General features: G+C 62.0%; 11 protein-coding genes. 4 read left to right on the plus strand and 7 right to left on the minus strand.

Annotated elements, in window-relative coordinates; translation table 11 throughout:
- Positions 1-174 precede the first annotated feature (174 nt).
- From KA712_02940 to KA712_02950, 3 genes are all read left to right on the plus strand, one after another.
- Entirely contained in the window at positions 175-4239 is a 4065-nt protein-coding gene (locus tag KA712_02940; GenBank protein ID MCG5051892.1) for a hypothetical protein, read from the plus strand.
- Positions 4240-5624: 1385 nt separating this feature from the next.
- Positions 5625-5981, plus strand: a complete 357-nt coding sequence (locus KA712_02945) for a hypothetical protein (protein MCG5051893.1) — start codon at positions 5625-5627, stop codon at positions 5979-5981.
- 217 nt (positions 5982-6198) lie between these two features.
- Positions 6199-6564, plus strand: a complete 366-nt coding sequence (locus tag KA712_02950) for a hypothetical protein (protein ID MCG5051894.1) — start codon at positions 6199-6201, stop codon at positions 6562-6564.
- Between the two features lie 8 nt (positions 6565-6572).
- On the opposite strand, the gene KA712_02955 is transcribed toward KA712_02950, so the two are convergent.
- The 7 genes from KA712_02955 to KA712_02985 form a co-directional block, all read right to left on the minus strand.
- Positions 6573-7490: a PqqD family protein gene (locus tag KA712_02955; GenBank protein MCG5051895.1), complete on the minus strand. Its 918-nt coding sequence runs from the start codon at positions 7488-7490 to the stop codon at positions 6573-6575.
- Positions 7491-7614: 124 nt separating this feature from the next.
- On the minus strand, positions 7615-7860 hold the full coding sequence (locus KA712_02960; protein ID MCG5051896.1) for a PqqD family protein: 246 nt from the start codon (positions 7858-7860) through the stop codon (positions 7615-7617).
- Between the two features lie 257 nt (positions 7861-8117).
- Positions 8118-8366, minus strand: coding sequence for a hypothetical protein (locus KA712_02965; protein ID MCG5051897.1), 249 nt, complete (start codon positions 8364-8366; stop codon positions 8118-8120).
- 54 nt (positions 8367-8420) lie between these two features.
- Positions 8421-9380, minus strand: coding sequence for an electron transfer flavoprotein subunit alpha/FixB family protein (locus KA712_02970; GenBank protein MCG5051898.1), 960 nt, complete (start codon positions 9378-9380; stop codon positions 8421-8423).
- A 10-nt stretch (positions 9381-9390) separates the two neighbouring features.
- Positions 9391-10212 carry an electron transfer flavoprotein subunit beta/FixA family protein gene (locus tag KA712_02975; protein MCG5051899.1) on the minus strand — a complete coding sequence of 274 codons (822 nt, stop codon included), beginning with the start codon at positions 10210-10212 and terminating at the stop codon, positions 9391-9393.
- 116 nt (positions 10213-10328) lie between these two features.
- Entirely contained in the window at positions 10329-10862 is a 534-nt protein-coding gene (locus tag KA712_02980; GenBank protein ID MCG5051900.1) for a macro domain-containing protein, read from the minus strand.
- An 85-nt stretch (positions 10863-10947) separates the two neighbouring features.
- Positions 10948-11442 carry a CarD family transcriptional regulator gene (locus KA712_02985; GenBank protein MCG5051901.1) on the minus strand — a complete coding sequence of 165 codons (495 nt, stop codon included), beginning with the start codon at positions 11440-11442 and terminating at the stop codon, positions 10948-10950.
- Positions 11443-12125: 683 nt separating this feature from the next.
- On the opposite strand from KA712_02985, the gene KA712_02990 reads away from it, so the two are divergent.
- Entirely contained in the window at positions 12126-15767 is a 3642-nt protein-coding gene (locus KA712_02990; GenBank protein MCG5051902.1) for a hypothetical protein, read from the plus strand.
- The last annotated feature ends 4 nt before the right edge of the window (positions 15768-15771 follow it).

Consider the following 15771-nt stretch of genomic DNA (forward strand, 5'->3'; position numbering starts at 1 on the left):
GTCCCCCTATCCTCGGGCCCAAGCCCTGATGGCTTGAGTTGTGTGAACCACTATCCGACATCCGCCGGAAACGAAAGCCCTCTGCTTGACGAAAAGCAATTACCCACAGTCGCTCGCACGGGGTCTAAGCAACATTCAAAAGTGTGGGCCTCAAGTTTTCCGTGCTCCTTCGCGATGGAAGGGGCTGGATTCCTGAGGCTGGCGCAAAGTATTATTTTGCGGCCGCATAACTTGGCTCGATACTCGCTGCTCAGATTGAACGAAAGAGTCCCGGTGGGAGAAACCATGAGAAGACTAGCCCAGACCGTTGCCCTGCTGTCCGTCCCTCTCGCGTTTGCCGCCTGCGGTGACGATGTGCAAAGGAGCCTTGTGGCTCCCATCGTACCGATGGATGGCGGTATCCCAGAGACGGGTTCGGGTGGCGGCGACGCCGGCTGCCCCAGCGCCACCTTCCTCTCCCCGGTGGCCAACGCCAGCCTGACCGCTGCCAACGACAAAAACGGCGACTCCTGCGCGGACGGGTTCCAAAGCGATGTCGAGCTGGCCGTTGGAGCGCCTGACGGCACGCCCGTTACGCTCATCGTGAACCAGCAAGTCGTAGCGGGCCCGGTTCTCGTTTCGGGCGCTTTCGTGCGTTTCCCCAACGTCCAGCTTCCTTCCCAGGGGGCGGCGACTCTGTTCGCCCAAATCGGATCGGCAGGCTGCTCGGCCTCGGCCATGATCGCAATCGATTGCGGGGTTCCCACCTGCTCGGTGACTAAGCCTGCACTGAGCGCGGGCAAGCCCAAGCTCAACAGCGCCGATCGTTCGAGCTCCCCGGGGGCTCCTTTCCAGGTGGCCTTCGAAATCACGACGAACGTGGCCGACGGCCAGCCCGTTCGCCTGGTGGTGGCCCGCAAGGACAACCCTTCCGTCGCCACCACGCTGGAAGGCGTGGCCATGGGAGGCAAGGCAGCTTTCTCTCCCACGCTTTCGCCTCTGAACGCTGCCGCCGAAGACCCCGCTATCGCCACTCCGGACACGGTGTTCGAGGTCTTCGCCACCTGCCAGGACGCGAAGGGCGTGGTGGGCATCTCGGCTAAGGCCGACTACGCAGTGGACGTGACCCCGCCAGCGCTGACCGTGACGGATCCACCTAGCGGCACGTTCTTCGGCCCTCCCGACTCGCAGAGCGAGTTCAAGCTGAACGCGCAAAACCAATTCAACGTGTGCGCGACCACCACGGCCGCCCACGCGGACGCGACCAACCTTCCTGACGTGCTCGCCAAGGCGCTGAACCTATGCGTTCGTCGCGGTATGGCCGCGGAGACCTGCGTGAAGATGGGCGAGGCGGCCATGAAGACCTGCATCCCGGTCACCTGCCCAGGCGGCACACCCTTCGACCTCACGATGACCCTCACGGACGCCGCCGGCAACGTGAGCACCCAGACGATCACTCAAATCGCTTGTGCCAGTGAGCTGCCCACTGTCGAAATCGTGGCCCCGGTCAGCGACAACGACTTCACGGATCCGACGAAGCGGCTGCTGGCGGCAAATGCAGACCAGGTGTTCAAGGACTTGGACCCCAACACCAACGGTGCCCAAACGAACGTCGTGGCGTGTACAGACAAGGCGGGCGCGAGTGCGGAGCTGCTCGTGGGCCTTGCGGGGGGGCAGTTGGACAAAGTGGGCACGACCGTTTCGGTAGAACAAGCTACGCAGGGTGAGTGTGCGGATACCAACCTCGGTTTCGTTGCCAAGTGGACCGGGGTCACGCTACCTGAGAGTTCGGTTAACACCTCGGGTACACTCCTGGCTGCTACGATTTTGCGCGTAAAGGTTACTGATTCGTCCACAGCGGAAAATACAAGTGACCCGACCCAAGTGTGGGTGGACTCGTCCGCCCCGGTTATTGCGTTCCTCACCCCAAGCGCAGCCGTCCTCTGTGATACTAAGCCTTCGAGCGTGGACATCACGAGCGAACCGATACGGTTCGCCCTCAACCAGCCGGTTCTGTCGACGGTACTTACCGTCACCAACGATGGTAGCGGAGCAGTTTCCTACGACACGCCGGTAGTCTCAGGTCTGCAGCTACAGTTCAACAATGTCGTTTTCCGCCTGGGCTCGAACGTGGTCACCGCCATTGCGACGGACGTGTCTGGAAACAGAGGCGCGTTGGCGTCGACTTGTCAGTTCCGCGTGGGCGAAGTTCCTGTGTTGACGTGGCTGGAGCCGGCCCCAAGTCAAAATCTATGTGCAGCTTCGAACAACACGGGCACCTGCGTGCCGGACGCCGATGCGGGAACACCAGGATGGCAGGGAACCCTCAAGGTTCGCGTCGACCTGTCGGCTATGCCGGCAACATCGGGCGAGGTGGTATTCCGGGTCGGCGATGCTGACCAGCCTGCCGTCAACATCGGGGCCAACGGCGAAGCGACGCTGGCCAATTTGACGATTCCCGACGGAACTGCTGTTACGCTTAGAGCAACTACATCTGATCTCAACGGAACCGGCCCAGGACTAGCGGTTCGGACCGTGATTGTGGACTCCGTACCCCCCGCGGCTCCTACGGAGCTTCTAATCACCGAGAAGAATAGGCGCGAGACGTCCTTCACCGCTGCTTGGAAGGCCCCCGATGACGGCGGAAAAGCGGCCGCAGGGTACGACTTGCGTTGGTCCAACGCCGGAATGAGTCCAGCAGACTACACGACAGCTCAGCCGGTGGTGTTCTCCGGAGCTCCTCAGGCTCCGGGTGGAACTGACCAGATAGACGTGAGTGGGCTCTTCATTGAGCGCGACTACCACTTTGGTATCGTGGCGGTCGACGCCGTCGGAAATCGAAGCCCGTTAGCGTCGACGATGCAGCCTGTCCGAGCGAGCTTCCGAACCGCAGTATTCTCTCTAGAGAGCCCAAGGACCAACGAGCGCTTCGGGGCCGCGGTTGACGGAAGCGCCGATTTGGATGGGGACGGGTTCTTCGACGTTGTGGTCGGATCCGCCGGGTCTAACTCCGACAACGTCGTCGGAAGGATGGCCATCCTATGGGGGGCGTCGACTACTAGTCTTCAGACGGCTGCGAATAGACGGAAAACACTGATCGTTCCGAGCAATGCAGATACTGCCTTCGGCACCGATGTCGCCGTAATCGACGTAGATGGTGACGGGAATCGTGACATCGCCGTTTCGACCCTGGTGGGTAAGGTTGTGGTCATTAAGGGCCGAACACCCGCGCAGTGGGCAGGGCTGAAGGATGGCACCTTGGGTCTCAGTCCGACCGATGTGTATGAAATCACCGGCACTTCAGTGGGATGGGGAGAGTCACTTTCTTCGGTAGGAGACTTTGACGGAGACAGCCGACCGGATTTCGTCGTCAGTGGTGTGCGCGCTAACGGCAACCAAGGGAGCGTGGAGATCATCCTGGGCGAGTCAGGTGGTTTCACGGGAGCCAACCGCATCGTAATTAACGGAACATCGGCAACGTTCTTCATGGGTAGACCCACGCTCGGTGTCGGTCGCTATTATCCCGGAGGGGGATCTACCTTTCTGGCCACCGCGACCTTTGATCCAAAGTCACCTGAGCGGTACGGACGTGTCTTCGCGTTCCACGGCCTCGCCCCCGGCCAGGCCTATACGATCGCGGACGCGAAAGCATCCGTCGGAGGTCCTCAGGTAACATCCGGGCTCTTCGGACAGGCCCTGGTGTCATTAGGGGCATTGGGCGGGGGCCGTTTCGGACTCGGTGCAGGCTCCTACGCTGCGGCGCTTCCGGGAACGTTCGGTCGAGGTTACGTTTCGCTCTCGCTCTCCACCGTTGCCGAGGGGCCTCTCTCTAGTCAATCAGTACGCGTCTCGAGTTCGGCCACGGCAGCCTCGCCGGACTACTTTGCCCAAATTGCATTCGGGTCTGTTCTTGAAGGCACCAATGTCGCGCTTCCCTTCGTGGGCGACACCAGGGACACCGCCCTTGGCGATCTGGTCGTAGTCAGTCGGTCCGAGAGTGGCGGACAACCTGGCAGCGTGTACATCTACGATGGAGCCGCTATATCGGCTGCGAACGGGGATGTTGATTTGGCAAGTGGGGCGACAGTGAGGTTGCCGTTGGCGAACTACGTCGCGGATTGGAAGCTGGCCTCGTTCTTCCAGGTGACTGGCGGGCTTATTCGCGACTTTGACGGTGACGGTTGGGCCGACTTCGCGGTCGGGGAGTATCTTAACGACGCTCAGAACCCACTCCCAGGGCGTACAATCGTATTTTGGTAGTAGGCGAAGGATCAGAACGCCGGGGAACGATCTTCTTGTTCGGGCAAGACCCGAGATCGTTGCCTGGTGTTCAACGACGTCTCTCCGGATTGGGTTTCGATACTGCTCGCCCCCTTATAGATCAGCGAACGAGCCGCCACTTCTTGCTGGCCGTCTGTGGTGCTTCTGAGGTCTCGAGGTGGCGATTCCGGCATGGAGAGTCGTTCGGGATAGCGACGACGGGCTCGGTTTCACTTCCAGAAGGGCAGCCAGCCAGACCTTCGTACTTGCCAACTCTTGCACGTACGCTCGAGGGGACAGGAGCTGCGATCGGATGGGAGTTGGAGACGGGTACTGTCAGTCTTCTTCGTGACCCGATGGGGTTTGCGACACTCTACTGCTCGACCACCGATCCCGGATTTATCGTCGCAGACGATCCGCATAGCATCGCGGCTTTCCTTGCGCCGGGCGTAACCCCTGACGCCGGAGCAATCGTCCGCTTCCTTTCTAGAAGACTCGATTGCCACGGGCTTTTCATCCGCGAGATGCAACCTGTCGCTCCCGGCCATTTGACTTACTGGTATCAAGGGCGCCTATCGAGACGACGCTATTGGGACCTCAGAATAGATGCGGAGCGCTCGTCCGTATCCCCTCATGAGGTTGTCGAGGAGTTATGGCTGCGGCTGAGGCAGAGCGTAAGCCGAAACATTGCGGGAGCAAGAACGGTGGCGACCGAGCTGAGCGGCGGTCTTGACTCGTCAGGGGTGACCTTAGCTCTGAATGAACTCTTCTCGGAAGGCTGGGGGCCTTCTCGGGGCGTCGCCGTGTCGGCGAGATATCCTGGTCTTCCCTGCGACGAATCCAAGCGATTCGAGCACATCAGGCAACTGCTTTCGCTTGAGCGAGCGGAATGGAACGGATGCCAATTGGGGATCGCGGAGTTCGCCGCGCCTGGGGTTGCCTGGCCCGACGAATCCGGCTTGGCAGTCCTCGGGCACCGCGAACGGGCTCTGGTCGAGACACTGGGTGCGGATTCTCTATTGAGTGGGTTTGGCGGAGACCAAGTCTTTGACGATCGTACACTCGTTCCCGACCTCCTTCGCGTGGGGGATGTGACGGGAGCGTGTCAAGCCGTGGGGAGCGGACCTCATCGCTTGCGCGCCTTAGCTGGCCAAATCTTGCGGCAGATCATTCCGGCCGTTGGAAGTAGCGGCTCGTTCGGACTTCCTCGATGGTCTATGTGTACCAAAACGGAACCAGCAGCCAGTCAGCCCACAGTGAGACTGGCCCCGGGCCCCAACCTCACGGGCCGGCTAGTCTTCTCAACCGTCACGCAGCCATCGATGACGTGCTACGTCGACAAAAAACGGGTGTCCTGGGGACGGCGAGGGGTTAGTTGGTGTCCTGTGCTTCTTGACGCGAGCTTGATATCTTGGATCGCCGCACTCCACCCAAGTTCTCGGTTTCCCTCCCCACACTGGCGCAGTCTATGGCGCGAGGCATTGGCGAGGCGCATTCCAGGAGACTGGGCTTATGGACGATCGAAAATGGACATGACGCCTGTGGTCATAGAAAATGTCAAAAGAATGTCTGGATTGATAAGGGATACATTCTCTGGCCAGCGGGTTCGGTCTGCAGAGTACTTCGACGTTCCAGCCCTTCGAGCGGATCTTGAGAGCTTTACCCAAAGCCCAGATCTCCGCCGAGCATTTTGGCTTTCAGCCGCTCTCGCCGTGGAGCTCTGGCTTCGCAAGTTGAGCTAGGGTATCATCACGGCGTCATGAGAAGAGAACCTGAGGAGCGGATCGAATCGTCGCCTGCCTCGGAGCATAGTGAGGCGTCGTTGACGTACTCTCCTCCGAAGGTGCAGCTGGTTGGAAACATCAGGAATTTGGTCGCGGGAAGCGACTTTTCGGAAACCGACGGTGATGGAACGGGTGTGTTCGGGGGCTAACGATAAGGGCTATAGGGTGTCCCAACGTGGCAACCGGATTCTCCGTCGTGTCGATGTTGGAGACCCCTTTGGTCGTGTGCCGCTTGAGAACCATACAAAAGCTCGTGGGGCCGGTTAAGGCCATAGACTATGCCCGGCGTAGAAATCTCGGATTTCCTAGGGTGAGGATTCTTGAACGGCTCCTCGCGGGCGTGATTAGGGCCGAGGGACACAGGGGAGCTTGCTACCGGCAAGTCCTCCTCGAGACGTTGCTGTTCGCTGATTCCAGAGATCGCACGGTTAAGCTGGGGTTGAGGCGTGGAAAGCTCGGTCACGTCTGGTTCCAAGGCGCTGACGGCGGACCGACGCAGGATGACGGGAGCTACGACCTCGTCCTTACCTTCTCTCCCTAGCGAAAGCATCAGACCATCAAGTCCCGGGCCAAGTTTCGCGTGGCGTGCCGCAGTGACTCGAGGCCCAAAGGGACGACGAGTCGAGCAATTGGGACCTCCATGATCAGGTCGCGTACCCAGGTGAACTTTTGTACCCAGCCTTCCCGCGAGTTCAATCCGGTGAAGGTCTGCTTGAGGACGAAGGATAGAGCTTCGGGACGCTCCATGTTAAGCATCGTGATGTCTTGAGAATCCCTCTGGCGGTCGAGCTCGTGCAAGAAAAGAACCTTCTGGATTGGGATGACGGGCCCCGATGCGGCAAGTCTCAGAGCTCTTGTCGTTCCGGTGCCCCGAATCAGGCTCTCGCAAGCCCCATCGATCCAATCCCGGATGAACGACTCCGCTCCTGCGAAGAATGCGCAGTGGCTGCGACCGCTATCGAGCACCAATTTATCTTCGCTGAGCACAAAACCGCCGACGGCTTCGCTTAGCATTTTCGCCATCGTCGTCTTGCCAGCTCCGCTATGGCCCGAGAAAACGATGGCTGAACCGCCGACCGCAACGGCTGCCGCGTGAAGCGCAGGGAATCCCATCATGGCCAACAGATTGGGCGCCAAAGTCCAGAGATGCCTCCGCCATACGTCCATTGTAAGGAGTCTTCTTGGCCGCAGAAGCAGTTCCTCGGGAACGAAATCGAAAAGGGGTGACTGACCATATCGGAACCCTACGAGGCCGTGCTCCGGGGCATCAATGCCGTAGAGGTAGTCCGGAGACGCTCTGTCAGGCTTTTGAGAATTTCCATCGGCCACTAACGACAGCGCGTTGTGGACGGCGCGTCGCGCCTCGTCAGGGTGGATACGCGCTTCACGCGATAGTCGTTCCACCATCTCCTCACAGGTCCGCCCCTCCAGATGCGCTTTCCAGAGCCATGCGGCGGTTGCGTTCATCGTGAACAGTTGGCCCGATTGAAGATCGAGGAGGACAGCTCCCTCACCGTCGGCTTTCCCGAACTGCGCGAACGCGAATGAGCCAACTATGGCAGTCGCACAATCTTGAGTTACCGCTCGCATTTCATTCAATCCGGGTTGCAAGTCTGAGCAAACCAACGCGTTGCAGCTGGCGGACAAACTCAATCACATCGGCCAGTACCCTCTCTCGGCTTACACCTTCATCAGAGGTGAGTTGCGCGACCACTTCTTCAACGGAAGAACCCGCTGACAATGCTTCCCAGACACGTCGTCCACCCTGGTTGAGCTCGTAACAGTCACCCGACGATATGTGAACGAGCATTAGTACGTCGCCTACTGCTTTGGACACGAGGGACTCGCAGGGTAGACACGTGCGTGCCAGTTCATCCGGACTATTTCTTGAATCCATGAGGAATAAGTCGCTCTTCTGCCGAAGACTTCGCCGGTACCACGTCCGCTATGGCCCAAAAGGTTCAGGTTCGGCTACGCCGAAAACGAGCAAGAGGCTCTAGAGGCCAATGAAGGCGAGCAGAACCTATCTCTACGCTCCGCCTTCCTCCATTCCTTTCTCATCCGCCTGTCGCACTGAGCCCCCCAACCCACCCCTCACAATTCCTCCACCCCGATCGCCTCGACCCCTTCACCCATGGGTGGATGCCGTCGCAGGAAGGCCTCCGGGTCCGATTCTGCCTGGAGCGCTTCCGAGGGTAGATCCAGGGATACGTACTCCCTGCCGGGCAAGACCCTCCGAACCAGCGACGTTTTGCCCGTTTGCCGCGCGCCCGTGACCAACACCACCGGCCGGCTTGCCACCAGCCTGCGGAATTCTTCTTCCTGAGCGCGCGGTATCCACATTCAGATCATGCAATTTACACGATCTCATCGAACAAATTACGACGCTCCGCGTCTTCACGCCTTGAGCTTCTTCACTTCCTCGATCATGGCCGGCACCACCTTTTCCCAGTCCCCCACCAGCCCGTAGTCGGCCACCTGGAAGATGGGGGCCTCGGCGTCCTTGTTGATGGCGACGATGGTCTTCGAACCCTTCATGCCCGCCAGGTGCTGGATCGCGCCGGAGATGGCCACCGCGATGTAAAGCTTGGGTGCGACCACCTTACCCGTTTGCCCCACCTGCAGGTCGTTGGGCACCATGCCTGCGTCGGCCGCGGCGCGGCTTGCGCCCAGGGCGCCCCCCAGCAGATCCGTCAACTCCTCCAAAACCTTGAAGTTTTCGCCTGACTTCATGCCGCGGCCTCCGGAGACCACGATCGACGCCTCGGTGAGGTCGGGCCGCTCGCTCTTCGACGCGTGCAACGCCACGAACGCCGCACCCCTGGCGTCCACCGTTCCCGCCGGCTGCAGCTCCACGCCGCCCACGGTCGCCAGGGGGGCCGCCGCCTCGAACGCCGTTTGGCGGGCCGATACGATCACGGTGGGGCTCGTCACCTCCACGGTGGTGACGGCGTTGCCGGCGTAGGTGGGCCGCTTGAACTTCGCCGCCCCTTCCACGCTCGAGATGTCGCTGGCCATGCCGGCACCCAGAAGCGCTGCCGTGCGAGGCAGAACGTCCTTGCCGGTGCTGGTGGCTGACGCCACGAGGGCATCGGCGCCGGCGGCCTTCAAAGCCGCGACCAAGACCGGGGCATAAGTCTCCGCAAGCGGGGCCCTGAGCTCGGGGGCATCGTAGGCCAGCACCTTGTCAACATAGCGGGCGGCGTCTTTGGCGGCGGCGTCGAGGCCGCTACCGATGACCACACCCACGATGGGACCCCCGCGGTGCTGCGCCAGCGCGCGGGCGGCGGTGAGGGCGGGCAGGGAGGCCGAGCGAACGGCCACGTCAGAAGTCTCGAGATATACGACGATCGACATGACGACCTCCTCAGAGCACCTTGGCTTCGTTGTGTAGCTTCTGAACCAGCTCTTCCACAGAGCTCACCTTTACGCCCGCCCGGCGTGCGGGGGGCGCCACGTGAGAGACGGTTTTCACCAGCACCTCTGGTGATACGCTGAAGCTGGCCACGGTGACCTCTTTGATCTCCTTCTTTTTGGCCGCCATGATCCCCTTGAGTGAGGCGTAGCGCGGGCCCTCGTCCCATTCGGCGTCGGGACCCACCAGGGCCTCGTTGTGTACGGCCTTCTTGCTGATGATGCGCAGGTCCACGGTCAGCACGGCGGGCACGGGAACGCGCTTTTCCTCGACGCCCGCATCCACCTCGCGGGTCGTCAGCACACTTTTGCCGTCGGCCGCCAGGCTCAAGCTGGCAAGGAAGGTGGCTTGGGGCCAGCCCAGGTAGCCGGCCAGCAACTGGCCCACCTGGTTGTCGTCACCGTCCACGGTTTGTTTGCCCATGACCACCAGGTCCGGCTTCTCCGCCTCCACGACACCCTTGAGGATCTGGGCCACGGCGTTCGAGTCCAACTCTTCGTCTTTGCCGTCGATCAGCAGCGCGCGGTCGGCGCCCATGGCCAACAAGCCCCGCACCTGCTGGCCCGCATCTTTTGGCGCGATCGTCACCAGCACGACCTCGCCCGCCCGCTCGCCGCCCTTGCCTTTTTCCGTCAGGCGCAGGGCCGCTTCCACGGCGTATTCGTCGAAAGGGTTCACCTGCCAGCCAGGGTTCGCGAGGTCCAGAGACTCTCCCGCAAATTTCAGTTTTTGCTCAGGATTGGGAACGCGTTTGCAAGGGACGAGGATTTTCACGGTGGCGTCTCCTGAAGGTTGGATGCGTGACCGGGTTAGTGTAGCGGGCCGCCCGCGGTGACGAACGCCCAAGCGCGCTCACCGCGTCGAAAGACGAGCGACCCGCTGAACGAGGCCTAGCTGGTCGCGATCTCGAGGGCCTCTTGTAGGTACTCGACGGTTTCTTCGTCCACATCAACCAGGTACACGGTGGCCGGCTTTTCGCCCTTGTGGGCGCGCAGCTCGTCCGCGATCGCCCGTGCCGCGTCACCCGGGTCGACCCCACCGAGGCCCGCGCCGATGCCAGGCATGGCGATCACCTCGAAGCCGTAGCGAGAGGCAGCAAGAAGCGCGGCGCGCGCGGCCCGACGCACGTTCTCCACAGTGCTCTTTTGCCCGGGCTCGTCGATGGTGGGCACGTGAATCACGTTTTTGGCCCAGAGCTTTCCGGCGTTGGTCACGACGGCAGCGCCCACCGCGATGGGGGCGAGCGACATCGCTTCCCTTTGGATGGTGGGGCCCCCCTTGCGCGAGATCGCTCCGGCCACGCCTCCGCCCATGATTCCCCAGGAATTTGCGGGACTTACGAGAGCATCGACCGCGAGTTCCGTAATGTCCGCTTGCGCCAGGTGAACTATCATTTTCCTTTTGCCCGCCACGAGGGCTTCCATGGCTCACCGTACCACATGCGGGTCGAGGCTCCCAGCGGGTTGTCCACACGCGCGTGCCTTACGCCACGGCAGGCGGCGCGGGGGACTACTCGTTCGTGCCCTCGGCCAGCGCCAGCTCGAGGGTTTTTTCCACCACCTCCGAGGCCGCTGACTGGGCGACACACAGCTCCTGAACGATGAGATCTTTCGCCGTGTCCAGCATGCGCCGTTCGCCGAAAGAGAGGGCCTTCGTGCGGCGCAGGTGATGGAGGTCCCGGAAGACCTCTGCCACCTCGAACAGGGAGCCCGACTTGATTTTCTCCATGAAGCCGCGGTAACGGCGGTTCCAGGTGTGCCGATCCAGGGGCACGTCCTTTTCCCGAAGAATTTGAAGGACCTCGGCGATCTCGTCTTGCCCCGCCACGGGTCGCAGACCCACCTGCTCGGCTTTGTGCACGGGGACGAGAATGCGCAGGCCTGTCTCGGTCATCTGCAAGACGTAGAAACGCTGGATTTTTCCGTGAATTTCGCGTCGCTCCAACCCGACGATCTCCGCGATGCCCTGGGAAGGGTATACGGCCTTGTCGCCTACGTTGAACATGACCACCGTGCCTTCACCCAACTCGGCATCGAGGGCGTTCGAGACCTGGTCCTTGTCGTTTCGACCATGAGAGCCTGTCGTCATTGCTGGGGGACTTTGGCAGGATTCCTCAACGAGCACGCCTTGTCGGTAGTTTGCATTACAAGTCTAACACGGCTGTTGTGATCGTTGCAACCACACTCGGACAAAACACTTGACGATTCGAGAGAGCTTGCTCCCGGGCATGCACACGTGTATCTAAAGGCTTGACATGTGCCCCGCACGCGACAACGCGGCGCGTTGGTGCTAGTTGCTTAGGTTGTCTTACACGTGAGGGGTTCATGAGCTGTGCGCGCCGTTTCGGGGTCGTCGTTTCCGCATTGTTGTGTGGCCTCGTTCTCGCGGAGGGTCTGTCAGGCTGCTCGGTGTCCGACAAGGGCGTCGACCCCAAAGCCAGACCCGATGTCAGCGGAGGCGGGACGGGGGGCACCCCGGGTCAGGTCGGGGGTGAAGGGGGGCAAGGGCAAACGCCGGGCGACGATGGTGGGGCTCCTCCCCCGAGGTGCGAGCCTCAGGAGCGTCTGAAAGAGCGCGGCCAAGCGTGTGGGTGCAACGAAGAGTGCGACTCGAATTTCTGTGTCGATGGCGTGTGCTGCTCGGGCCCCTGCAACGGGACCTGCCAAGCCTGTGACGTACCTGGAAACATGGGAACGTGTGCGCCCATCCCGGCGGGCATCAAGCCAAAGAACGCCGCGCAATGTGCGAAGCAAGAGGTGTCCTCCTGCGGCACCGACGGAACCTGCGACGGCCTTGGAGGCTGCCGGACCTACCCAGACGGCACCATCTGTACGCCGGGAACCTGCGACGTGGCCACCGTGGTGGGCGAAAAAGTCTGCCTTGGGGGCAAGTGCGAGGCGGGGCCGAAGACCATTTGCACGCCCTTTAGCTGCGACCCGGCTGCGGCCCAGTGCTTCGGGGAGTGCACGAACGACAGCCAATGCGCGCCAGGCCAGCAGTGCAAAGACGGAAGCTGCGGCAAGAAGCCCGGCGGCGCGGCCTGTGATTCCGCAGACGAGTGCATCTCGGGGTTTTGCGCGGATGGGGTCTGCTGCAACACCTCTTGCGACGGCGCGTGCGTGAGCTGCAACCAGCCTCTGAAGATGGGGGAATGTCTTCCCGTGGCCAAGGGCCTGCCAGACCCACGCATGCTGTGTAAAGACGAGGGGGCCAACACGTGCGGTACGAGTGGCGTATGCGATGGCGAAGGCGCGTGCGCACGGTACAGCAACACCACGGTCTGCCGCCCGTCACGTTGTGAGGGCAACAGCGAGGTGGCCGCGAGCACCTGTGACGGCAAGGGCAGTTGCAACGCGGGGGGGCAGACAGCCTGCCTTCCGTTCATCTGCTCAGCGGGAATGTGCAAGTCTGAGTGCATGTCGGACGCAGACTGCTTTGGCGGAAACACCTGCATTGGTGGGTCGTGCGGAAAAAAGGGCAACGGTCAGGAGTGCAAAGGCAACAACCAGTGCCAATCGAATTTCTGTGTCGACGGCGTGTGCTGCGAGAGCGCCTGCCAGGGGCAGTGCCGCTTCTGTGCGTCGCAACAGGCCAAGGGCAAGTGCGTGAACGTCGCTGCCGGTGTGCCCGATCCGCGTCTTGCGGCCGGCATCACCGACCCGGCGCTCGTGTGCACCCAACAAGACAAAACCACCTGTGGCCGCAACGGGATGTGTAACGGCAACGGCGGCTGCCAGCGGTGGGACAACAAAACCGTGTGCGCTCCCGAGTCGTGCTCGACCTCGACGAACACCTACTCCGAGCCGAAGCTGTGCAACGGATCCGGCCAGTGTCGCGCCCAGGGGTCGCAAACGTGTGCGCCTTACAAGTGTAACGGCAAGGTTTGTGCCACAGCCTGTGGTGCCGACAACCAGTGTACGGGAGACAACGTTTGCACCCTTGGCTCGTGTGGCAAAAAGCCCGACGGCGCCAAGTGCAACAACAAGGATGCGGAGTGCGACAGCGGCTATTGTCGTCAGGGCGTTTGCTGTCAAACCAACTGCAGCAGCCGGTGCTTCGCTTGTAACCTGCCGGGCAGCCAGGGCGTGTGCACGGCGGTGCCGGCGGGGGCTCCCGACCCCGCGGGCGTCTGTAAGGACGAGACCGTCTCTACCTGCCGCAGCGACGGGACCTGCGATGGCTCTGGACAGTGCCGGCTTTACGCCAAGGGCAGGGTCTGTGCCGCGGCCAGCTGCAGCAACGGAAGCGAAGTGCCGGAGTCGATCTGCAACGGTACGGGGACCTGCGAGGCGGGATCGCCCCGCACCTGCGGAAACTACAAGTGCAACACCGGCGGCACGGAGTGCTTCGAGTCCTGCAGCACCAACGCGCAGTGCGCGAACAACAATTCGTGCGATGCCAACGGGTCGTGCGGAAAGAAGCCCGTGGGTGGAAGCTGTCAGGCCAACGCCGAATGTGAGAACGGCAACTGTTCCCAGGGTGTTTGCTGCAACGTGAAGTGCGACGGGGTCTGCAAAGCCTGTAACCTCGAGGGCAAACGCGGCACCTGCTCCAACGTCAACCAGGGTCAGCCCGACGTGGCGGGGCGCTGTGAAACGAAGGCCCCCGAGACCTGCGGAACCACGGGGGTCTGCGACGGCGCCGGGGCTTGTGCGTTCCACGCCAGCACGGTGGTGTGTCGCCAGAAGACTTGTGTCGATGGTCCTTCGAGCTCGAGCGCAACGCCCGAGACGAAGTGTGACGGCAAGGGGCAGTGTCCCCCGGCTCCGACCGCAACGACCTGCCCGCTCATCCGGTGCGACACCACGAACAATGTCTGCCTGCCCAACTGCATGGCCGACGGTCAGTGCGTCCCATCGAGCTTCTGCGACGAAGGCAGCATGTCCTGCGGGGGTCGCAGGAACGATGGGGAAGAGTGTACGAGCCAAAACCAGTGCAAAACGGGTAGTCGGTGCGTGGAAGGGGTGTGCTGTAGCGGCGTGCCAGCGGGGCAAAACTCGTGTGGTCCGTGCAAGAGCTGCAAGGTCGCGGGCAAGTTCGGGACCTGCCAAGCCGTGCCCGCAACGCCGGCGGGTCAGTCTGGTCCCGGTGCCTGCGCACCAGGGCCCACCGAGCATCCGATCTGCGGGACCATCGCGGCCTGCGACGGCAGTGGCAATTGCCGAAAAGCGCCTACGGGTCTTGCCTGCGGGACCACCTGCAGCGGCACCACGAGCGTCTCGTCGAAATGCAACGGCAGCGGGTCGTGTGTGGCAGACCCCGGTGTGACCTGCCCCAACAACCTGACCTGCAACGACCAGGGTACGGGCTGCCGCTCCAACTGTTCAGAGAACAGCCACTGTACGGGGGGCAAGGTCTGTCAAACGGGCGTGTGTGTCGATCCCCCCACCCCCAAGGGGGGCGCGTGTGGCGAAGGCAAACCGAACTGCGCGGCGGACCTGGGCCTGGAGTTGCAGTGTGTGGATGGCGTTTGCTGTGCATCCTCTTGCAAGGGCCCCTGCGAGCAGTGCAACGCCCAGGGCGATTGTGTGCCGGTGACCTCGGGGGCCGATCCGCTGTGCAGCCCGAATATGCAGAACCGCGCCTGCAACACCGGGCAGTGCACGAGCAATGGCACCGTGGGGGTCTGCGCCGTCAACACCTGCGCGTCTGGCTGCAGCCCCGACAAATCCGGCGTGGTGGGCTCCACCTGCAACGGGGCGGGTGGGTGCACCAACCAGCCGATGGACTGCCCGAACGGCCTCACGTGCAACGAAAGCACTGGCCAGTGCCGAAACAAGTGCCAAGACGATGCCGGCTGCCAGGCGGGCTACTACTGCCAAAACTGGAGCCAATCACCGACCTTCGAGACTTGTGTCAAGAAGGTCGGCAAGGGCGAGGAATGTGAGCAAAGCCAGCAGTGCGACACTTCGGGCGTCGCTTTGGTCTGTTCGCAGGGTGTTTGCTGTACCTCGGCCTGTACGGACACCTGCAAAACCTGCAACGGGTCCCAGAACAAGGGCGAGTGTTCGTTCGTGGGGGTGGGCGGCGTGGACCCCGACAACCGGTGCGTTGCCTCGAACATCAACACGATGCCTTGTGGACAGGACGGTACCTGCAACGGGGCGGGGGCGTGTACCCTTCGCGCTGACGTGGCCTGCGGAAAGATGTGCTCTGCGGGTGATCCCTCGACGTCCTACGTCGAGCTCATGTGTGACGGGGCCGGGGGGTGTTCGCGGATGGGGCAACCCGTGCCTTGCCAAGTCAACGAGACCTGCCGCGCAAACGCCTCCAACCTGCCGGAGTGTCTCATGGACTCGATGTCCATGATGCCGCCCGAAGAGAACTGAAAGG

The sequence above is a fragment of the Myxococcales bacterium genome, assembly GCA_022184915.1.
In the GTDB taxonomy this organism is placed as follows: domain Bacteria; phylum Myxococcota_A; class Polyangia; order Fen-1088; family Fen-1088; genus JAGTJU01.